Genomic DNA, 19,272 nt, shown 5'->3' with positions numbered 1-19,272 from the left:
CTCATGGGCTCGGAGGGCTGCCTGGCCTCGGGCCGGCGCTCAGCGTGCCTCCTTGGGGGTGTTGCGCTGGAGGAGGCCCTGCATGGTGGTGGGGTAGCGCTCGCCCGCGGCCACGCCCGGCGGCGCGATGGCCTCGATGTCCGCCAGGTCCTGCTCCGTGAGGTTCACGTCCAGGGCGCCCAGGTTGTCGTCCAGGTACTTGCGGCGCTTGGTGCCGGGGATGGGGACCAGGTCCTCGCCGCGCGCCAGCACCCAGGCGAGCGCGAGCTGCGCGGGCGTGCACCCCTTCTGGGTCGCGAGCCGGTCGATGTGCTCCACCAGCTTCAAGTTGCGCTGGAAGTTCTCCCCCTGGAAGCGCGGCGAGTGGCGGCGGTAGTCGTCCTCCGGCAGGTCCTCGATGCGCTTGAACTGGCCGGTGAGGAAGCCGCGGCCCAGCGGGCTGTAGGGGACGAAGCCCACGCCCAGCTCGCGGCAGGTCTGGAGGACGCCGTCCTCCGGGTCTCGGCTCCACAGCGAGTACTCCGACTGGAGCGCGGTGATGGGGTGCACGGCGCACGCGCGGCGCAGCGTCTCCGAGTTCACCTCCGACAGCCCCAGGAAGCGCACCTTGCCGGCCTTCACCAGCTCCGCCATCGCGCCCACGGTGTCCTCGATGGGCGTCTTCGGATCCACGCGGTGCAGGTAGTACAAATCGATGACGTCCATGCCCAGGCGCTTGAGGCTCGCGTCGCACGCCTGCTTCACGTACTCCGGCCGGCCGTTGACGCCGCGTGCCTGGGGATTCGCGGGGTCGCGCACGAGGCCGAACTTCGTGGCCAGGATGATTCCCTGGCGGTGGGGCCCCAGCACGCGGCCCACCAGCTCCTCGTTGCGGCCGGGGCCGTAGGCGTCCGCCGTGTCGAAGAAGGTGATGCCCCGCTCCAGCGCGTGGAGCAGCGTGGCCTCCGACTCCGCGTCGTCACGGCCCGCGTAGAAGTCCGACATGCCCATGCAGCCCAGGCCCAGCGCCGAAACCGTGAGGCCCTGCCTGCCCAGCTTCCGAGTCTTCATCTGTCCTCCGTGCGGGTGCATCACCCTGGGAGGATCTTCACGCAAGGCGCGGGAATCCAGGGCAAACGACCGGGCGGAGGCCCGGCTCACCCAGGAGGCGCCAGCTCGCAACGGAAGGGGAGCGGCTTGGCGACCGGCGACAGCCCTTCCTCGCCGCGCGCTTCCATCCCCGGAGCCGCCTCCACCACGGGACGGGCCCAGCCCAGGTTGCGCAGCGCCGCGGTGAGCCGCTCGCACAGCGAGGCCACGCTGTCCGGAGGGGCGCCCGAAAGCTCCAGCGTGAAGCGCTCGCGCGTCACCTGCGTGAGCCGGAACGCGCGCAGCGGGTGGTGCTTGAACACCCACGCCAGGGACCAGGCGTCCACCGCGCGCCCTTCGGGCGTGTGGAACGCGCAGGCCCCACGTCCTCCGAAGCCCGTCAGCGTCCAGCCGTGGAAGCCGCAGGCGCACGCGTCGCGCCGCACGCTGCCCGTGTCCCCGGGCCGGTAGCGCAGGAGCGGCAGCACGCTGGGCCGCAGCCGCGTCACCACCACCTCGTCCCCGTCCGGCTCCAGCCAGACGTCCGGCGTGAGCACGTGGAAGCGGCCCCGGTTCGCGTCCTCCAGGCACTCCCACGCGAGCGGCCCCGTCTCCGTGGCGGCGTAGTAGTTGAGGACCGGCACGCCGCGCTCCTGTCTCCAGGCGTCACGCAGCGCGTGCGGCAGGTGCTGCGCGGAGGTGAGGACCAGCCGGGGAGAGGGCACCTCCGGGTGCGCGAGCAGCCAGCGCAGTCCTTCCGGGTCGGAGAAGACGACCGCGGCCTTCACCCGCTTCAAGCGCGCCACCGCGTCGTCGCGCAGCACGGAGACGCGGTGCAGGGCGCCGTCGTGGAACAGCGGCAGGCGCACGGAGTACTCCAGCCCGCCCGGCAGCGCGTCCAGCAACACCACGCGAGGACGCGGCGGGGGCACGGTGTGGGTGCGCTCGGTGAAGAAGCGCAACACGGCCCACATGAGCAGGCAGTCGCGCCGGTCGCGCAGCACGTTCACCGGGTCCCCGGTGGTGCCGGAGCTCTTCACCACCACGCACTCGTCGGACGCGGCGGGCAGCGTGGGCACGTCCTCCCAGTGGCGCGCGAGCGTGGCGCGGTCCAGCGCGGGGAAGTGCCGCAGGTCCTCCAGCCGCCGCAGGTCGCCCGGGTGCAGTCCGGACTCGCGCAGCACGCGCACGTAGTAGGGCGAGCCCAGGAGCGCGTCACGCAACGCCGGCAGGCGCGCCTCCAACTCCGCGCGGGCGGCGGCTTCGTCCACCATGGCCGCGCCCCGTGCGAGGCCCGCCGCCACGTCCAGCGCCCACGGCAGGTGCGGGCGCTGCGTGTGGCTGTCGCGGCGGATCCGTGCCCTGGGCGCGACCCCGAGCGTCACTCGCGCCAGCCCCGGGCCTCGGCGTCCTTGCGCGCGGCCTCCTGGAGCAGCTCCTTGCGCCGGTCCGCTTCCTTCTTGCGCGCGTCCTCCACCTTGCGCAGGTCCGTCACGGCCTGCCGGTAGTCCAGGTCCTTGAGGTGGCGCTTGGACTCGGCCTCCGTCTCGCCCTCGATGTCCGCGCCCAGGGCCGCCAGCCACTTGCGCAGGAACTCCTCCTGGCGGAAGGCATTGGAGCGCACCATCTCCGCGGTGAGCGGATGGATCTCCTCGAAGAACTGCTGGAGGCGCGCCTGCGGGGTGCGGTCCGGCGTGAGGTAGAGCACCGTCTTCTTGCGCAGGTCGGAGGACACCAGCACGTGCGCGAGCATGCCCACCTGCTCGCGGAACAGCGGGTTCTTCACGCGCTGCTCCAGCTTCTCCCACTCGGCCTGCGAGGGGGGCCGCTGGCTGGCCAGGCGGAAGGTGTCGCAGACGATGGCCACCGCCAGGTCATGCGGATACGGCGACACGATGGGGGTGGCCGCCAGTTGCTCACGGAGGTGGGGAATCGAGACCGCCATCATTTCTCCAACAGGGCATCGGCCAGTGCCGCGGCGGCACGGCCAAAGTCAGACATCCATTCCACGGTCGCCAGCCGGAAGCGCGGGCTGCCCAGCACCGGCGCCAGCACCTGCCGGGCCTGGGCCTCGTCCGGCAGCGCGAGGAAGGCCACCACCCGGCGCGACCGGCTCATCCCGCGCATCAGCCGCGGCAGCGCGCCCTCCTGCCGCATGTTCGCCAGGAAGTCGCTGTCGGAGATGACGACGCGCAGCACGTCCGGCCGCTCCTGGGACAGCTCCTCCATCAGCTCCACCGGGAACCACGTCCCTCCGCCGATGTAGTGCAGGAAGAAGTCGCGCGCCGTCTCCTCGTCGTACATCCACGGGGACACGATGGGTTTGTCCGCGGAGTAGATGATGCCGCGCACCGTGGCGCCCTTGCGCAGCGCGGAGGCGGACAGCACCTGCGCGGCCAGCGTCATCGCGTTGAGCTGCTGCTCCGGGTTGGGCATGGAGCCGCTGGTGTCCAGGTAGATCTCCAGCGCGGGCACGCCCAGGTCCGACGGGGGCGGCAGGTCCGCCTCCAGCTCGCGGCGCAGCGGGCTCACCGCGGCCAGCGGGCCCTGCGCAATCACCGTGAGCGTCCAGTCGATGGTGGACGGGTCGTCGCCGTACTCCCACGCCTCCGGAATCGTGCGCAGGTAGGGCTCCGGCTTCGAAGGGGACGCAGGCAGCTTCAGGATGTACTGGTCCACGAGCCGCCGGTAGTACCGGCCCACCAGCGCCCGCCGCAGCCTGCCGCCGTCGTTGCCGGGCAGGTGCGCCGTCGCGCGGCGGATGGTGTCCAGCGGCTCCGACTCCTTCGTGTCGTGCGAGTCGTCCAGCCAGCCGTTCGCGCGGGCCTCCTTCAGCGCGTCCTCCCACCGGCCGCCGGACTGCACCGCCGCGTCCAGGTCGCCTTCGTCCGGGATGCCGAGGTCGCCGCCCATGGGGATGAAGAAGCTCACCTCGGAGGGCAGGTCGATGAAGCGGATGAAGCTGGCGCAGAAGTAGAGGAATTGCAGCCGTCCGTCGGCCAGCGCGTAGAACGTCTGCACGAACATGCGCGCCTGCGCGCGGAAGCCCGGGTAGGCCTCCTCCAGCCGCGTCAGCATGGCCTCCGGCACCAGGTGTCCGGGCTGCTTGCGCCACAGCTCCTCGTAGATGGCCAGGTAGAAGCAGAACAGCGGCGACGTGCCTCCCGGGTCCGCGTCCTTCGGGTCCTTTTTCGTCCTGGACCGGGGCTTGTTCTTCTTCCGCCCGTCTGGCGTACGCAGGAAGCCCTGGTACACCGCGCACAGCGCATCCGCGTGGGTGCGGCCCACGAACTCGTTCACCTGGAGGTCGAAGAACAGGTTGGTGAGCGACTGGCCCAGGCCCGGGATGAGGCGCTGCTCCAGCACGCGCAACTCCGCGTCCCACCCCAGCGTGTGCGGGAAGCGCACGTGGTGGCCAATCTCATGGGCCAGCACGGCGGTGAGGCTGTCGCGCGCGCCCATGCGGATGAGCATCTCGAAGTGGACGAACACCTGCCGGCGCACCAGGTCGATGTACGCGAGCGGTTCGTTCGCCGCGGCCTCTCCGGGCTGGAAGGGCTGGTGCGGTTCGGGTGGGCTCAGCTGCACGTGCACGTCCCACAGCGCCAGCGCGTCGCGCCAGCACCGCTCCACCTCCTCCGGGGTGAAGGCCGTGCCCGCGCTCATGCCGGCAGGATGACCGCCAGCCACTGGGACGTGTGCATCGTGGCCACCGCGCGCCATTCGTTGTGCTGGGTGCTGTACCAGTCCCCCGCGCGAGGGTCGCGCTGCGCCAGCGAGGTGAGCGACTTGGCGGGCTTGCCGGTGGAGGGCTCCAGCCGCTCGTTGCAGCCCATGGGCCCGAGCAGCATGGGCTTCTTCACCAGCCACACTCCCTGCGTGGCCGCGTCGCGTCCGCCCGCGGCGGTGGCGCGGTGCCGGTCGTGCACGCAGACGACGGCGGGCGCCAGGAAGTGCATCTCCCCGGGCATGAAGCGCGCGTCCTCCTGGGACAGGTCCACCCACTGCGCGGTGGAGGTGTCGCCCAGCGTCTGGGAAGGCGGCTCCATCGCCTCGTTGGCGATGGTGTGCAGGTGGCCCTCCAGGCCCTCCAGCGAGGACAAGTTCGCCCCCAGGCGGCAGAACAGCCGCTGCACCCAGGGCGGCGCGGACTCCAGGTTCTCGCCGAGGTTCCACATGCGCGCGAGCGCCGGGGCCTGCTCCTCCCGGCGCAGGTCCGGCAGCAGGCGCGGCAGCAGGTCCGTCCACGCGAGCGTGAAGAAGTTCTCCCTGCCGGCGGACACCGGATACAGGTAGCCCAGGCCAATGCCCTCGGCGCCCAGCCGCAGGTAGTCGCGCAGGGTCTCCTCTCCCGCCGCGGCGTCACCGCTCGTGAGCGCCCGGCCCATGCGAACACCCGGGCCTTTGAGGAACTCGTCCCACAGCGCGCGGTCCCAGCGCACGAACCGGCCGCGCGCTTCCTTCTCCAGCTCGTCGACGAACTCGCTCATGGCTGCCCCTGACCGCCCGGGTTCTCCTTCAGCCACGTCGCGTAGTTGCGGTAGCGGCTGTAGAGGGACTTCAAGTGGATGAGGTCCTCGTACACCGGACCGGACAATTCCTGGCGGGTCATCAGGTCGTTCATCAGCACGGTGACGGCGGACAGGCGCTTCTCCGTGGTGCGCAGGTCCACGCCGGACAGGCCCAGGTCCAGCTCGGCGCGCAGCGCGGAGACCTTCTGGCGCACGGGCGCGTGCGTGCCGTAGCGGGCCATGGCCATGTCGAACATGTTGCGGATCCACGCCACGCGGTCCGTGAGCAGCGGCTTGTTGCCCTTGGCTTCGAAGAAGGGGCTGCGCGCGTTGGGGGTGAGCTTCTCGTGCAGCACCCAGGGGATGATCTGCCGGAAGTCCTCCAGCTCCACCACGCGGTGGCCCCGGAAGAACGCGAGCGCCTTCGCGAAGTGGAGGATGGTCTGGTACGCGCGCACGCTGGTGCCGTTCTCCGTCTGCGTGCAGAGGTGCACCTTCTTGTCCAAGGGGCACTGCTCGTTGCACACGGCGGACACGGTCTGTCCGGCGAGCTTGAGCGTGTCCTTGTGCTTGAACTCGAAGCGCGGGGACGCCATGCGGCAGAAGTCCAGCTGGCCCAGGAAGAAGGCCACGCGCTCCAGGGCGCCCTTGGGCACCTCCACGGCGAGGATGGCGTTGTAGGCCTTCTCCAATTCGCCGGGGGTGAAGACGATGTCCTTGGGGAGCAGCTCCTCCGGGGACTTGTCGGACTCGATGCGCTGGAGCAGCGTGTCCACGAAGCCGGAGTTGAAGGGCACGGCGCGCACGACGACGTCCAGGCGGTCCTTGAGCGCCTCGATGACCTGGAAGGTGCCGCCGCCCTGGTCGTCGTTGGCGGTGAGGAACCAGGACGAGCGGCCGGTGTAGACGTACTGGTCCATCATCTCCGCGTAGCCCTCGCCCAAAAGCGAGAGCAGGGCGGACTGCGTCTTCGTGGGGATGCGGTTGTACTCGTCGATGATCTTCACGCGCTGGCCAATCCACTTGCGCCAGCTGACCTTCACGGCGGACAGGTCCTCCGCCTTGAGCATGTCGGAGGGCAGGGGCGCGCCGAGCAGGTCCGCGATGGACAGCTGCGGGTGGCCGCGCTGGATGCCCCGGTGCACGTCCTCGCGGCCCATGCCGGAGAGCAGCGCCATGAGGATGGCGGAGGTGGTTTTTCCTCGGCCCGGTCCACCGACGAGCAGGGCGCGGCGGCAGGTGAACAGGGTGAGCAGCGGGATGAGGACGAAGGAGCTGTAGCTCATGTCCTCCGGGAGGTGGACCTCGTCGCCCGCGGTGTTCTTGAGGGCGGCGGTGCCGCCGAACTCGATGTCGTAGTACGGGCAGATGACGGCGTTGTTGGTGATCCACCAATACGCCTGCCGCATCTTGTCGTGGAGGCTGCCGCCGTCGCGTTCGGAGAGATGGACGCTGAGGCCCTTGTCCGCCGACGCACGCCCGGTGAGCAGGCGCGAGACCCAATCCTGGTTGGCCATGGAGGCGGCGGAGTGTAGCAGCGGGGGCGTGGGGGCGGGTGTGAGCTGGATGGGTGTTCCCCCTCCATCCAGGCTCCCGAAAGTGGGCGGTATGGGCGGGATGCGCTAAGTGTCGGAGCATGCTCCGAGAGCTTCACCTTCAGGGGGTCGGCCCCGCGCCTCGCCTGGACGTCGAGTTCGCACCCCGGCTGAACGTCCTGACGGGCGACAACGGGTTGGGCAAGAGCTTCCTGCTCGACGTGGCGTGGTGGAGCCTGACCGGGACCTGGCCCGGGTTTCCCGCCTGGCCGCACCGGGGCGCCCGGCGGCGCCGGATTGAGTGGACCCTGACGGGCAAGTCGCGACGGGCCTCGAACAAGCGCAGCGACTTCGATGCGGGGCGGCAGCTATGGCCCTGGCCCGAAGGGCGCCCCAGCATGCCCGGCCTGACCGTCTACGCCCGTGTCGATGGAAGCTTCTCCGTCTGGGACCCGGCACGGAACTACTGGCACAAGACGTCGCGCGCGGATCCGGATGTGCCTCGCAGGCCGGACGCCTTCCACTTCTCGCCCCAGGACCTCTGGGATGGCCTGAAGTACGAGGGGACGACGGTCTGTAATGGACTCGTCCGGGACTGGTTGACCTGGCAGCTGCAGGACGATGGATCCGCGCAGTCACCGTTCCAGATGTTGAAGCGGGCCCTGGAACAGCTTTCTCCTCGCGACGAACCCCTCCGGCCTGGGCGGCCCATGCGGTTGGCCATCGAGGACGTCCAGAACTATCCGACCCTCGACATGCCGTATGGCACCATTCCGGTGGTGCATGCCTCCGCGGGAATGCGCCGCATCCTGGGCCTGGCCTACCTCGTCGTCTGGGCGTGGCATGAACACCTCCAGGCCTCGGAGTTCCTCGGGCAGGCTCCGGATCCCCGGTTCATCTTGTTGGTGGATGAGGTGGAGACCCACCTTCATCCGCTGTGGCAGCGCCGCATCGTCGGCTCGCTCATCCAGGTCATCGATGGCCTCGCGAGCGAGACGTCCGTCCAGACGTTCCTGACGACCCACTCCCCGTTGGTGCTGGCCTCCCTGGAGCCGTTCTTCGATGAGGAGCAGGACGCGCTCTTCCTCTTCCAGCTGGAGCAGCAGCGGGTGCACTTGAAGCATCTCCCGTGGGCGAAGCAGGGAGACGCGAACGACTGGTTGACGTCCCCGGTGATGGGATTGGCGCAGGCGCGCGCCTGGGAATCGGAACGGGCCGTGGAGGCAGCCGAGGCGTACATGCGGGGTGAGCGTGAAGGGGTGGGAGCGCTGACGGAGATCGACGCCGAGCTGCGGCGCCTGCTCCCCGAACAGGATCCCTTCTGGCCCCGCTGGATTGTCGCTCGGGATGGAGGAGGGGGGCGTGATCCGGTGCGTTCCAAGAAGCGAGCCTGAGGGCTTCGACCGTCAGGTGCGGATGCCTGGACGCAGGTGGCTGGGCCTCAATCGGACCGCCCGCGGCCGTCCCCCTGCGTACTGGTGCCGGTGCAACGCCCAGCTTGAAGCGGCCTTCATGGGGCGCTGCGCCTACACCGCGATGTGGCTGGGCTCGCCGGGGACCGCGGACCACTTCGTCTCCATCGACGAGGACCGGAGCCTTGCGTATGAGTGGTCCAACCTCCGCTATTCGGTGGGTTGGCTCAACAGCCGCAAGAAGGCGCTGGTCTCCAGACGGCTGTTGGACCCCTTCGAAGTCCAGGACGGCTGGTTCGCGATCCTCCTGCCCTCACTTCAGCTCCAGGTGACGGACCGCTGTCCGCCCGCACTGCGGGTCCGGGCGGGTGAAACGCTGCGATTGCTGGGGTTGGACCACGACGAACGCGTGGTCCGATACCGGAGGCAGTGGCTTCACGAGTACGAGCAACGGCGTGTGTCGTTGGACTTCCTGGAGGACAAGGCCCCGCTCGTGGCCCGCGCGGTGCGAGATTGGGAGTCGCGCGAAGGCCGCCAGTGGTCAGCGGGCAGCAACCAGGTGGGGCTTGCTCGTGTGGAAGCCTCGTCTGCTCCGAGCACGCGGAAGACCCGGAGGAAGAAGGCCTAGACTGGGCGCATGTTCCATCGTGCATCCCAGTACCTGCTGTCACTGAGCCTGCTCCTGACGGGCACGGCCTGCCGGAACCTGGCCGCGGACCCCGAGGCTTCTCGAAAGCGCATCGACGCACAGGTCGAGCAGGCCGTGACGCATGTCGGGTCCGGGGAGCTGGCGTTGGCCCGCACGGAGCTTGCCGGAGTGCTGGAGCAAGCCCCCCATCATCCGGGTGCGCTGAAGGTCCAGACTTGCGTGCTGCTGGAGCTGGGTGCCCTGGACGAAGCCGCCCGGACCGTGACCCGTCTTCAATCGCTGACGCCCGATGAGCCAGAGGTCGCGGTGCTCGCGGCACTCGTTGAACAGCGCCGCCAGACGCCGACACCGGACTGGCGGGAGGCCCTGGTTCAAGCGTGGAAGCGCGTGGGACGTCCGGACCTCAAGGACGCCGAGCGGTTTCCGCAGCCCCTTCCCGACCGGGAGTCCTTCGTCGACACGGTGTGGAAACGGACACAGTCCGTGGAGGCCCGCTTCACCGCGGCGTTGGCGGACACCGCCTCGGATGCGCAGCAACAGTGGCTCGCGGACCATCTTCCCGGGCTCGATGCCCCCGACCTGTTGCTCGCCGCTCATGAGTACTTCCGGCCCAGCCCCGACGCCGCCGCGTTGAACGACGTGCGCCGCAAGGTGCGCGAGTCGCTGCGGCGCAAGCTCGAACCGCTCAATGCCGGAGCGAGTACCTCCGAGGGGCCGCTGCTCCTGCTGCTGGGGGAGTCCGCGAAGGATGCGCCTCTCACGAGGGAGGACATCCAGGCGCTGGAGCGGATCGCGGCGCTCCCGCGTTATCGGAGCCTGGCGCTGGCCCAGGGAGGGGCCAACGCGAAACGGCGCCTGGTCTCCGCGGGCATCACGCCACGGCCTGCCCGCCTCTTCCAGGCCGCCGTGGTGTCGATGCCCCTGGATGCGACGTTGGTCCTGAAGAAGCGGGTGGAGGCGACGAAGACGCGGCTCTCCACCGAAGAGCGGATCCGGCTGGGCCAGGCGGTGTTCACCCTGGGAGAGCGCATCGCTGCGGGATCGACGTTGGTGGACCGCATGGTGGGGCTCAGCCAGATGCGGCAGGGCGCGGAGCTGATGGATGACCCGGAGAAGCTCGCCCAGGTGGCCCGGGACCTCGAACAGGCACGGGCTGTGTTCCAGGCGACTTCCTCGCTCCAGGTGGACACATGGCCGCTGCCGTCACTGCAGGATGCCTGGCTGAAGGCGGCCCTGGATGATGAATGGAAACACCTGAGCACTCTCGTCGTGCCATGAGAGGATGCCATTGAGTTCGAGCGGACAACGCTCGCGGGGGTGTCTGTGGTGCTGCCTCATCTGGAAGTGGTTCACGGCGTCATCGGCGGGTCGAGTCCGCCAGGGCTAAGCATCGAGCTGCGAGAGGGCGGGAGCCTCACGGTGACCGCCACGGCGGAGCAGGTGGAGCAGGCCTCCCGTTTGAAAGAGTTCTCCGCGATGGTGGTCATGGGGCCCAACCCCCGGCTCCTCTGGATCCGCGAGAAGGGCGTCGACGTGCCGGTTCCTCCTGCCGAGGAACGTGACGCGCATGCCCTGCGAAAGTGGAGTGAATTGCTGCGGAGGTTGGCGCAATGAGCGACGCGCAGCCGTATGACCGGTTCTGTGGCCTGACCCGGCTTCAGGAGTTGCAGGCCAAGGGCATCGCCGCGCACGGTGGACGGGTGGGGGTCCGCGATGCGCTGGGCCCTGGCGCGACCCTGGGCGCGGCCTGGACCGCGGAGGAGTATGGCGCGCCGCCGGACGCGGTCCCGGGATTGATGTACGCCGTCTACCTGCTCTTCTACATCGCGACGAAGCAGGTCTTCGTGGATGGGAACAAGCGCATCGCCTGGCTCGCCATGTGCGAGGCCCTGGCGTGCATGGGCCTGGAGGTGGAGGCCACGATTGATGAAGCAGAGGCGCTGGTGATGGCCATCTCGAACAACCAGTACAAGGACGTCGAGCCGGTGTTCCTCTGGGTCGTCGAACATCTGCGCGAGCTTCGCGTCGGCACCTAGAGCGTCACCAATCCCATCCGCGCCGCGCGCACCACCGCTTCCGTGCGGCGCTGTACGCCCAGCTTGGCCAGCACCGCGTTCACGTGGAACTTGGCGGTGTGCTCGCTGATGGCCAGCCGATCCGCGATGGCCTTGTTCGACAGGCCCTCCGCCAGCAGCCCCAGCACCTCGCGCTCGCGCGGCGTCAGCGTGTCCGGTCCCGGGGCGCCCGACGGCGCCGTGTTCCTTGGCGCGGCTCGCACCTGGGACAGGCCCGGCTCGAACACCGTGAGGCCTCGCGCGACCGCGTGCAGCGCGGCCCCGAGCATCCCCGGCGCGACGTCGCGGAACAGCAGGCCCCTCGCGCCCGCGCCCAATGCCAGCTCTCCCGCCGCCTCGTCCGCCACCAGCGCCAGCACCGGCGCGCCCAGGTCCGGCGCCGCGCCTTCCTCCAGCCGCAGGCCCGTGTCCCAGAGGACCACGTCGGGCGGCTCGCCCCGCGCCGACTCCAGTTCCACCTGCGTGCCCGCGGCCACCACCGTCCAGGCCTCCGCCTGGTCGCTCAGCGCCCGTGCGAGCGCACCTCGGGCCAGGGGGTCCTCGGAGACGAGCGCGAGCCTGGGCGATGACGAGGGCGCATCCAACATGAGCCCCTCATCCCTAACCGCGCCCGCCGGGTTCGCCACACCGCACGGCGTAAGAGGGCCTTTGCTTCCCTCTGGGAGCCGCCCTTGTGAAGAATCGTGAAGTCCTCCCAGGTGGAGGGCTGACGCCTCAGCGCAGCGTGACGCCGTGCCCCGGCGCGTCCGGGTCCAACGTCAGCCGCGCGCCCGAGTACGTCGCGCCGCCCTGGAACGGGTGGCTCGCGATGAACAGCGGCGTGTCCAGGTCCGCGTAGGTGAAGCCGCCCAGCCCCGCGGCCAGATGCGCGGACGCGCTCATCGCGAGCACGCTCTCCACCATGCCGCCCACCATCAGCTCCAGCCCCGCGGCGCGGGCGAGGCTCCACATCGTCACAGCCTCCACCATCCCGCACTTCATCGTCTTGATGTTGATGCCGTGGCACGCGTTCTCACGGATGAGCCGCAGCACGTCCTTCACCGAGCGCGCCGACTCGTCCGCGCACACCGGCACCTTCGAGCGGCGCGTCACCTCCGCGAGCCCCGCGAAGTCGGAGGGCGGCACCGGCTGCTCGAACAGCGCCAGCGGCACCTCCGCGCGCTCCAGTTCCTTGAGGAACGCCAGCGCCTCCGCCACGTCGTAGCCCCCGTTCGCGTCCGCGAAGAGGCGCGCCTTCGGGGCCTCCTGGTGGATGGCCACGAGCCGCGCCGCGTCCGCGTCCGGATCCAACGCGCCGACCTTCACCTTCAGCGTGTCGATGCCCCGCCCCAGGATGGCCCGCGTGGACGCCACCGCGTGCGCCACGTCCCCGGCCGTGACCGTCATGTCGATGTCCAGCGCCCTCCCCGCCCCGCCAAAGAAGACATGCAGTGGAATCCGGTGGTGCCGCGCGAGCGCGTCCAGGAGCGCCATCTCCACGCCACACCGCGCGGAGGGCGCCAGCGCGAGTGCGTCCCCCAGCGCCTCCGACGCCGGCCGCCACGCCTGGACGTCACGGCCCACCAGCAGCCCGCGCACCGGCTCCAGCGCGGCGAGCGTGCTGGCTTGCGTCTCCCCGCTTACCGCCGTGAAGGGCGCCGCCTCTCCCAGTCCCACCGTGCCGTCCGCGAGGGTGATTCGCACGAGCACGTTCTCCGCCGCGTGCTGTGCCCCGGTGGCGATGGCGAACGGCTCTGTCAGGGGCAGGTGCAGGGCTTCGAACGCGACGTGCGTGATGAGGGTAGGGCGCATGGCGGGGCGAGTGTGGCCGACCTGACCGTCGATGGGTCGGTCCTTCTGACTCCTTACCGCTTCCACTTTCAGTTGTCTGTAATTCGAGAAAGTTTAGAAAGATACGAAGGTTGAGGCTGACTTGAGCCGCCGTGCGATTCATGGCGACATGCGGGCTCCCCGGGGGTTGAGCAGTACCGGGGCCGCGAGGAGGCGGATGTCGTCCGCGACCGATACGACCGTGGCCCTTCCGCTCCCGGATTCGCTCCTGGCCGCGCTGGAGGAGGCCGAGCGGGAACACCCCGAGGCGTGCATGGTGCTGCGTGCCGTGCGCTCCAGCAGTGGCGCCATCCTCGACTTCGAGTGGCTGTGGGCGAATCCCGCCGCCGCGCGCGCGCTGGGCCGCGGCTCGGAGTTCCTCCGGGGCCGGCGCCTGGGAGAGCTGGCCTCGAAGGACGGCATCGCCGGTCGCCTGGACCTGCTGCGCCAGGTGGTGGAGTCCGGCCGGCCGCACGCGGACAACTTCACCGAAGGGGACGTGTTGATGCAGGGCACCGCGGTGCCGCTGCGTGACGGGGTGCTGCTGCGCCTGCGCGACGTCACCAGCGCCCAGCGGGTGGAGGAGGGGCTGCGCGAGACGCTGGACTGGGTGCGCGACGTGCTGGAGAGCATGCCGGACGCCTTCTTCACCGTGGACACGGACTGGCGCCTCACCTACGTGAACCGCAACGCCGCCGCGCTCACCGGCCGCTCGCAGGAGGAGCTCTTCCGCCGCGTGCTGTGGGACGCGTGCCCGGAACTGTGCGGCACCCCGTTCGAGCGAGCGCTGCGCGAGGTGGCCGCCGAGGAGAGCTACCGCCTCTTCGAGCTGCGCACCGGCCGGGACCGCTGGCACGACGTGCACGTCTGGTCCAGCGGCCGCAACATCTCCACCTACGCGCGCGACATCACCGACAAGAAGCGCGTGCAGGCGGAGCGCGACGCGCTGCTCGCCCGCGAGCACTCCGGCCGCCTGGAGGCGGAGGCGCTCGCCCAGCGCCGCACGCATGAATTGATGGCCGCGCGCGAGCGGCTGGTGCAGTCGGAGAAGCTGGCCATGGCGGGCCAGCTCGCCGCGGGCGTGGGCCACGAAATCAACAACCCCCTGTCCTATGTCAGCGGCAACCTCCAGTTCGCGGTGGAGCAGCTCACGCCGCTCGCCCGCCTCCCGGAGGCTGGCGCCGAGGTGCAGAGCACCCTGAACGAGGCGCTGGACGCGCTGCGCGAGGCGCGCGAGGGGGCGGAGCGGATCCGCGTCATCGTGCGTGACCTGCAGACCTTCGCCCGCGCGGACGAGCTGCGCCTGGGGCCCGTGGACGTGCACGCGGCGCTGGAGTTCGGCGTCTCCATGGCGATGACCCACCTGCGCAGCCGCGCCCAGGTGGAGCGCAGCTACGGCCAGGTGCCGCCCGCGCTGGCGCACGAGGCGCGCCTGGGCCAGGTGTTCCTCCACCTGCTCATCAACGCCGCGCACGCCATCCCCTCCGGCGACTTCGACCGCCACCGCGTGACGCTCACCACCCGCCGCGAGGGCGCGTGGGTGCTGGTGGAGGTGTCCGACACCGGCCTGGGCATGACGCCGGAGGTGCTCCAGCGCGCCTTCGAGCCGTTCTTCACTACCCGTCCCGTGGGCGAGGGCAGCGGCCTGGGGCTGTCCATCTGCCTGGGGCTGGTGCGCAGCATGCACGGCGAGCTCACCGCCACCAGCATCCCGGGCCTGGGCAGCACCTTCCAGGTGCGGCTGCCCATCGCGGAGCGGCCCGTGCACCCGGGCGTGCCCTCGGTGCGCGCGGAAGAGGGCGCTTCGCGCAAGCGCGTGCTGGTGGTGGACGACGAGCCGCAGCTCACCTCGGTGCTCCGGCGCATCCTCGGCCGGCAGCATGACGTGGTGGTGGCGCACAGCGGCCGGGAGGCGCTGACGCTGCTGGAGCAGGACGACGCCTTCGACCGCATCTTCTGCGACCTGATGATGGCGGACCTCACCGGCATGGACGTGCACGCGGAGCTGGCGCGGCGCCGGCCGCAGCTCTTGTCGCGCTTCGTGTTCATGACGGGCGGCAGCTTCACGGACCGCGCCCGGGCCTTCCTCCAGGCCGTGCCGCTGCCGCGCATCGAGAAGCCCTTCGAGCCCGGGGTGCTGCACGCGCTGGTGGAGTCCTCGCCGCCGCGCACCGGCTAGCGCGGCGGCGGGACGGGGACTACAGCTTCACCTCGTCGCGCTCCGGACGGGTGATGTACGCGGTGCTCGGGTTCGCGGGGTCGGCCAGCCGCTTCAGCAGGCTGTCCATGCCGTTGGAGCGCGCGAAGGCCATCTCGTTCTTCGTCACGCCCACCAGCGTGAGCAGCTCCACCTGGCCGCTGGGCAGGGTGAAGTGGCTGGGGCGGTTGGCGTCCTTCACGAACACGAAGCCCGCGAGCTTCGTCTCACCGCCGGTGAGGGTGCCGTCCACCGGGTAGCGGTGGCCCATGGCGAACAGCCGCGCGCACACGAGGTTGTAGGCCATCATGTCCAGCAGGCGCAGCACCGGCCAGCGCTCCTCCTCGGGCGTGTGGATGACCATCTCGTAGCCCAGGCCGCTGCGGGCGTCGTCCGCCAGCTCCTCGCCGGGGGCCACCGTGAAGGGGTTGGACAGGCCGCTCGTGACGTAGGTCCAGTACGGGTACTCCGGACTGGGCGGCGCCACGCGCACGCCCATGGGCAGCCAGTTCGGATCCATCTCCGTTCCCTGGGCCAGCTCACTCTCCAGCCACCCTTCCAGCACGCCGGTGCCCTCCAGGAGGTCTACTTCCTCTCGGATGGCGCCGAACAGCTTCGGGTACTCCACCTCGTCGCGGTCCGCCCAGCAGTCTTCGTACCACTGGATGAAGTCTTCCTCTGTCTCCGGGACTTTCATGGGGGCGGACTCTAGAGGTTCACCCCGATTTCACAACTTGAACCGAGCGCGGACGTCCATTGGACGGTGGGCGGGCGGACAGACGTTCAGGTTTTTCAGGTGCCGGTGGACCCGGGGGCAGGGGCAGGGGCCCACGGCTTGAGGCCGCAGATGCGCTCCGCCTCCTCCACCGCGGGGGCCAGCCGCGCGTGCTCCATGCGCAGGAAGCTCCGCACGGCCTTGTCCAGGCGCTTGTCGAAAATCAGGTGGGCGCTGTGCACGGCGGTGGGCTCGAAGCCGCGCGACACCTTGTGCTCGCCGCCCGCGCCGGGCTCGAACACCTTGCGCCCGGAGCGGATGCAGTCATCCACGGAGTGATACAGGCAGACGTTGAAGTGCAGGAAGGGGTGCTCTTCCGTGCAGCCCCAGTAGCGGCCGTAGAGCCGCTCCGGCGTGGCCAGGTTGAAGGCCCCGGCGATGACCTGCCCGTCCTTCACCGCCTCCACCATCTCCACCGCGTGGGGCAGGTCGCGGAAGACGCGCTCGAAGAAGCCGGGGGTGAGCTGCACCTGGCCCCAGGCGTGGCGCTCGCAGGTGGACGTGTAGAAGGTGTACGCGCGCCGGGCGTGCTCCTGCGTCAGGTCCGCGCCGCGCACGGTGCGCAGCTGGATGCCCTGGGTGGCCGCGGCGCCGCGCTCGCGCTTGAGTTGGTTGCGGCGCTTGGAGTCGAAGCGGGCCAGGTAGTCGTCGTAGCTCTTGTAGCCCGGGTTCTTCCAATGGAACTGGAGCGTGATGCGGCGCGCGAGCCCGGCCTCCTCCAGGAAGTCCGCCTCTTCATCCGTGGGGTAGAGCACGTGCACGCCGGAGCAGTCCTGCTCCTGGGCGCTGTCCACGGCGGCCTGGAGGAGCGCGCGGCGCAGGGCCGTGGCGTCTTCACCGGGGGCGGTGAGGAAGCGCGGCACGGTGGCGGGGGACAGGGGGCCGCCCACGAGCAGCTTCGGGTAGTACTCCACGCCCAGCTGGGCGGCGGCGTTGGCCCAGCCGAAGTCGTAGATGTACTCGCCCATGCTGTGGAACTTGAGGTAGGCGGGCGCGGCGGCGACGAGCTTCTTGCCCCGCCACAGCGTCAGGTGGTGCGGGGCCCAGCCGGTGTCCTCGGTGGCGCTGCCGCTCTCCTCCATGGCGGACAGCCAGGCGTGGCGCACGAAGGGGGGCGCGCCCTCGGCGACCAGGGCATCCCACTGGGCGGCCGGGACATCGCGGATGGCATCGAGAATGCGGACCTGGAGCGGGGTGTCAGCGGGCACGGGAGCAGTCTTAACGCGGGCCTGTCTCCTGCGCTCCCGTTCGTCCCGCTGGAGGGCACCCGGGCGGGCGGGCCCGGGGCCGCTCAGGAGGCCTTCTTGCGGGGCGGGGCCTTGGTGCGGGCGGTCATCACCCGGGGCAGGTTGTCTTCAATCCAGGTGGTCAGCGCCTCCACGTGGACGGCCACCTCCTCCCCCAGGGGCGTGAGGCTGTAGTCCACGTGTGGGGGGATGACGGGGTGGGCCTCCCGGTGGACGAAGCCGTCCTGCTCCAGCGCCTGGAGCGTCTGGGCGAGCATCTTCTCGCTCACCCCGCCCACCTTGCGGCGCAGCTCGCTGAAGCGGTGGGTGCCCTCCTCCTTGAGCGCGACGAGCACCAGCACGCCCCACTGGCTGGTGACGTGCTCCAGGACGCCGCGCGAGGGACACGCCGCCGCGTACAGGTCCCCGCGCTGCTTCACCTTCTCCAGCAGTGGATTGCCCTTGCTTGCCTTCATGACGGGACACTTACCACAAGGTGCGTACTTACCGAAAGTGAGTACCCCCGTTAGGGTAAGTGCCAGTTCGATTTCGCGCCTGGGGCGCGGGAAGGAAGGGGCGGAGCCATGTTCGTTGTCACGGGAGCCACGGGGAAGCTGGGGCAGTTCGTCATCGAGGGCCTGCTGAAGAAGGTGCCGGCGAGCCAGGTGGCGGTGGCGGTGCGCAATCCGGACAAGGCGAAGGACCAGGCCGCGCGCGGTGTGCAGGTGCGCAAGGTGGACTACGACCAGCCGGCGACCTTGAGCGGGGTGTTCGGCAAGGGGGACACGGTGCTGCTCATCTCCGCGAACGAGGTGGGGAAGCGCTTCCCGCAGCACTCGGCGGTGATTGAAGCGGCGAAGAAGGCGGGCGTGAAGCTGCTGGCGTACACGAGCATCCTGCGCGCGGACACCAGCGGCCTGTCGCTGGCGGGAGAGCACAAGGCGACGGAGGAGGCCATCCGCGCGTCGGGCATCCCGTACGTGTTCCTGCGCAACGGCTGGTACGTGGAGAACTACACGGAGCACATTGCGCCGGCGCTCCAGTACGGCGTGGTGCAGGGCAGCGCGAAGGAAGGCCGCGTGGCCACGGCGACGCGGCAGGAGTACGCGGACGCGGCGGTCGCGGTGCTGACGGGCACGGGCCATGAGAACCAGGTGTACGAGCTGGCGGGGGACGTGGGCTTCACGCTGCCGGAGTACGTGGCGGAGCTGTCGCGCCAGTCCGGCAAGCCGGTGAAGTACGTGGACCTGCCGGTGGCGGAGTTCTCCGCGGCGCTCCAGCAGGTGGGCGTGCCCAAGCCCTTCGCGGACACGCTGGCGGACGCGGACGCGGGCCTGTCGCGCGGGGAGCTGAACGACACGAGCCGCACGCTGAGCCGGCTGATTGGCCGGCCCACGGCGCCGTTCGCGAATGCGATTGGTGCGGCGCTGAAGCAGGGCTGATCAGAAGGCTCCGCCGGGACCCTGTGTCGCGCGGGGTTCCCGGTGGAACGCTCACCCCTTCAGCAGGAAGTCGCCGCCGGTCGTGCCAGGGTAGGCTCCCGTTCCATGAGCTCGCAGCGGAAACCACCAGAGATCAGTCTGGAATCGCTGATCATTTCGGGGGCTGTCATCCTGGTCGACCACCCTGAAGGATTTATCTATAGCAACCAGACGCATGATGTTGCTTGCCATTACAGTGAAACGGTGGGTTATCTCCTGCCGCTCCCAGGTGCTCCCGAGCTCTTCATGGGGGCCTGCTGGAAGTCGTGGTCAGAGCCACCTCCTCCTGACCTGATTGCTCGGTTGGAAGCTGGCATCGGCGCCATGGCGCAGGACGCCTTCTTCGACTTCCGGATTGAGCCGCATCCTGACAATGGTGAAGCGTGGCTTCGGTGCTCGTTCTTGAGTGGACCGCTCTCGGGCGAAGACATCCCCGACGCCCCATCACGGGAATCTCGGCTGGAGGGCTGGCTGACCTGGTCCAATTGCGACTGAGCCATCCCCTCTCTTGAAGACCGGGTCGGGCGGGAGGCT

Annotated in this window: 19 protein-coding genes; 8 read left to right on the top strand and 11 right to left on the bottom strand. The window is 69.9% G+C overall.

The genetic code is table 11. The features are described 5' to 3' along the window. Nucleotides 1-39 precede the first annotated feature (39 nt). The 6 genes from D7W79_RS20675 to D7W79_RS20650 form a co-directional block, all read right to left on the bottom strand. Nucleotides 40-1,050, bottom strand: a complete 1,011-nt coding sequence (locus D7W79_RS20675) for an aldo/keto reductase (RefSeq protein ID WP_120527108.1) — start codon at nt 1,048-1,050, stop codon at nt 40-42. 86 nt (nt 1,051-1,136) lie between these two features. Then, nucleotides 1,137-2,453 (bottom strand): AMP-binding protein, encoded by a 1,317-nt coding sequence (locus tag D7W79_RS20670; protein ID WP_120527107.1) that lies wholly within the window; start codon nt 2,451-2,453, stop codon nt 1,137-1,139. Further along, nucleotides 2,450-3,013: a hypothetical protein gene (locus D7W79_RS20665; RefSeq protein WP_120527106.1), complete on the bottom strand. Its 564-nt coding sequence runs from the start codon at nt 3,011-3,013 to the stop codon at nt 2,450-2,452. The genes D7W79_RS20670 and D7W79_RS20665 overlap by 4 nt, the downstream gene beginning before the upstream one ends. Continuing rightward, a complete protein-coding gene (locus D7W79_RS20660; protein WP_120527105.1) occupies nt 3,013-4,734 on the bottom strand; it encodes a M48 family metalloprotease in 1,722 nt (573 codons plus the stop codon). The genes D7W79_RS20665 and D7W79_RS20660 overlap by 1 nt, the downstream gene beginning before the upstream one ends. Further along, complete coding sequence (locus D7W79_RS20655; RefSeq protein ID WP_208729786.1) at nt 4,731-5,558, bottom strand: hypothetical protein; 828 nt, start codon at nt 5,556-5,558, stop codon at nt 4,731-4,733. Before D7W79_RS20655 ends, D7W79_RS20660 begins: the two co-directional genes overlap by 4 nt. Next, the gene (locus D7W79_RS20650; protein ID WP_120527103.1) at nt 5,555-7,096 is read right to left on the bottom strand and encodes a MoxR family ATPase; all 1,542 of its coding nucleotides are present in this window, start codon (nt 7,094-7,096) and stop codon (nt 5,555-5,557) included. Before D7W79_RS20650 ends, D7W79_RS20655 begins: the two co-directional genes overlap by 4 nt. Before the next feature lie 119 nt (nt 7,097-7,215). On the opposite strand from D7W79_RS20650, the gene D7W79_RS20645 reads away from it, so the two are divergent. The 5 genes from D7W79_RS20645 to D7W79_RS20625 all read left to right on the top strand — a co-directional run bounded on the left by D7W79_RS20645 (nt 7,216) and on the right by D7W79_RS20625 (nt 11,211). Beyond that, complete coding sequence (locus tag D7W79_RS20645) at nt 7,216-8,508, top strand: AAA family ATPase (protein ID WP_120527102.1); 1,293 nt, start codon at nt 7,216-7,218, stop codon at nt 8,506-8,508. A gap of 118 nt (nt 8,509-8,626) precedes the next feature. Next, the gene (locus tag D7W79_RS20640) at nt 8,627-9,154 is read left to right on the top strand and encodes an HNH endonuclease family protein (RefSeq protein WP_208729785.1); all 528 of its coding nucleotides are present in this window, start codon (nt 8,627-8,629) and stop codon (nt 9,152-9,154) included. A 9-nt stretch (nt 9,155-9,163) separates the two neighbouring features. Further along, nucleotides 9,164-10,453 (top strand): hypothetical protein, encoded by a 1,290-nt coding sequence (locus tag D7W79_RS20635; RefSeq protein ID WP_120527101.1) that lies wholly within the window; start codon nt 9,164-9,166, stop codon nt 10,451-10,453. Between the two features lie 141 nt (nt 10,454-10,594). After that, nucleotides 10,595-10,789, top strand: a complete 195-nt coding sequence (locus D7W79_RS20630; RefSeq protein ID WP_147441987.1) for a hypothetical protein — start codon at nt 10,595-10,597, stop codon at nt 10,787-10,789. Next, nucleotides 10,786-11,211 carry a type II toxin-antitoxin system death-on-curing family toxin gene (locus D7W79_RS20625; RefSeq protein WP_120527099.1) on the top strand — a complete coding sequence of 142 codons (426 nt, stop codon included), beginning with the start codon at nt 10,786-10,788 and terminating at the stop codon, nt 11,209-11,211. The genes D7W79_RS20630 and D7W79_RS20625 overlap by 4 nt, the downstream gene beginning before the upstream one ends. On the opposite strand, the gene D7W79_RS20620 is transcribed toward D7W79_RS20625, so the two are convergent. Both D7W79_RS20620 and D7W79_RS20615 read right to left on the bottom strand, forming a co-directional pair. Next, a complete protein-coding gene (locus tag D7W79_RS20620) occupies nt 11,208-11,837 on the bottom strand; it encodes a response regulator transcription factor (RefSeq protein ID WP_120527098.1) in 630 nt (209 codons plus the stop codon). The two genes, D7W79_RS20625 and D7W79_RS20620, sit on opposite strands and share 4 nt — an antisense overlap. 127 nt (nt 11,838-11,964) lie before the next feature. After that, nucleotides 11,965-13,041: a dipeptide epimerase gene (locus D7W79_RS20615; protein WP_120527097.1), complete on the bottom strand. Its 1,077-nt coding sequence runs from the start codon at nt 13,039-13,041 to the stop codon at nt 11,965-11,967. A 196-nt stretch (nt 13,042-13,237) separates the two neighbouring features. On the opposite strand from D7W79_RS20615, the gene D7W79_RS20610 reads away from it, so the two are divergent. Further along, the gene (locus D7W79_RS20610) at nt 13,238-15,238 is read left to right on the top strand and encodes an ATP-binding protein (RefSeq protein WP_120527096.1); all 2,001 of its coding nucleotides are present in this window, start codon (nt 13,238-13,240) and stop codon (nt 15,236-15,238) included. Between the two features lie 19 nt (nt 15,239-15,257). On the opposite strand, the gene D7W79_RS20605 is transcribed toward D7W79_RS20610, so the two are convergent. From D7W79_RS20605 to D7W79_RS20595, 3 genes are all read right to left on the bottom strand, one after another. Further along, nucleotides 15,258-15,953 (bottom strand): suppressor of fused domain protein, encoded by a 696-nt coding sequence (locus tag D7W79_RS20605; protein WP_120527095.1) that lies wholly within the window; start codon nt 15,951-15,953, stop codon nt 15,258-15,260. A 95-nt stretch (nt 15,954-16,048) separates the two neighbouring features. Further along, on the bottom strand, nt 16,049-17,239 hold the full coding sequence (locus D7W79_RS20600; RefSeq protein WP_120527094.1) for a GNAT family N-acetyltransferase: 1,191 nt from the start codon (nt 17,237-17,239) through the stop codon (nt 16,049-16,051). 83 nt (nt 17,240-17,322) lie between these two features. Further along, a complete protein-coding gene (locus D7W79_RS20595) occupies nt 17,323-17,733 on the bottom strand; it encodes a winged helix-turn-helix transcriptional regulator (protein ID WP_120527093.1) in 411 nt (136 codons plus the stop codon). 108 nt (nt 17,734-17,841) lie between these two features. Between D7W79_RS20595 and D7W79_RS20590 the strand changes: the two genes are divergently transcribed. Both D7W79_RS20590 and D7W79_RS43260 read left to right on the top strand, forming a co-directional pair. Beyond that, a complete protein-coding gene (locus tag D7W79_RS20590; RefSeq protein ID WP_120527092.1) occupies nt 17,842-18,699 on the top strand; it encodes an SDR family oxidoreductase in 858 nt (285 codons plus the stop codon). Nucleotides 18,700-18,804: 105 nt separating this feature from the next. Next, entirely contained in the window at nt 18,805-19,233 is a 429-nt protein-coding gene (locus D7W79_RS43260) for a hypothetical protein (RefSeq protein WP_147441986.1), read from the top strand. The last annotated feature ends 39 nt before the right edge of the window (nt 19,234-19,272 follow it).

Source organism: Corallococcus exercitus, assembly GCF_003611585.1.
Classification (GTDB): Bacteria; Myxococcota; Myxococcia; order Myxococcales; family Myxococcaceae; genus Corallococcus; species Corallococcus exercitus.
Note: the sequence above shows the minus strand (reverse complement) of the source record. Positions and strands in the feature narration are given on the sequence as shown.

Coding starts and splice junctions, on each gene's coding strand:
- D7W79_RS20655 (WP_208729786.1), bottom strand. CDS start 5,558: ATGAGCGAGTTCGTCGACGAGCTGGAGAAGGAAGCGCGCGGCCGGTTC.
- D7W79_RS20660 (WP_120527105.1), bottom strand. CDS start 4,734: ATGAGCGCGGGCACGGCCTTCACCCCGGAGGAGGTGGAGCGGTGCTGG.
- D7W79_RS43260 (WP_147441986.1), top strand. CDS start 18,805: ATGAGCTCGCAGCGGAAACCACCAGAGATCAGTCTGGAATCGCTGATC.
- D7W79_RS20665 (WP_120527106.1), bottom strand. CDS start 3,013: ATGGCGGTCTCGATTCCCCACCTCCGTGAGCAACTGGCGGCCACCCCC.
- D7W79_RS20595 (WP_120527093.1), bottom strand. CDS start 17,733: ATGAAGGCAAGCAAGGGCAATCCACTGCTGGAGAAGGTGAAGCAGCGC.
- D7W79_RS20650 (WP_120527103.1), bottom strand. CDS start 7,096: ATGGCCAACCAGGATTGGGTCTCGCGCCTGCTCACCGGGCGTGCGTCG.
- D7W79_RS20675 (WP_120527108.1), bottom strand. CDS start 1,050: ATGAAGACTCGGAAGCTGGGCAGGCAGGGCCTCACGGTTTCGGCGCTG.
- D7W79_RS20625 (WP_120527099.1), top strand. CDS start 10,786: ATGAGCGACGCGCAGCCGTATGACCGGTTCTGTGGCCTGACCCGGCTT.
- D7W79_RS20590 (WP_120527092.1), top strand. CDS start 17,842: ATGTTCGTTGTCACGGGAGCCACGGGGAAGCTGGGGCAGTTCGTCATC.
- D7W79_RS20645 (WP_120527102.1), top strand. CDS start 7,216: ATGCTCCGAGAGCTTCACCTTCAGGGGGTCGGCCCCGCGCCTCGCCTG.
- D7W79_RS20635 (WP_120527101.1), top strand. CDS start 9,164: ATGTTCCATCGTGCATCCCAGTACCTGCTGTCACTGAGCCTGCTCCTG.
- D7W79_RS20615 (WP_120527097.1), bottom strand. CDS start 13,041: ATGCGCCCTACCCTCATCACGCACGTCGCGTTCGAAGCCCTGCACCTG.
- D7W79_RS20605 (WP_120527095.1), bottom strand. CDS start 15,953: ATGAAAGTCCCGGAGACAGAGGAAGACTTCATCCAGTGGTACGAAGAC.
- D7W79_RS20640 (WP_208729785.1), top strand. CDS start 8,627: ATGGGGCGCTGCGCCTACACCGCGATGTGGCTGGGCTCGCCGGGGACC.
- D7W79_RS20620 (WP_120527098.1), bottom strand. CDS start 11,837: ATGTTGGATGCGCCCTCGTCATCGCCCAGGCTCGCGCTCGTCTCCGAG.
- D7W79_RS20610 (WP_120527096.1), top strand. CDS start 13,238: ATGTCGTCCGCGACCGATACGACCGTGGCCCTTCCGCTCCCGGATTCG.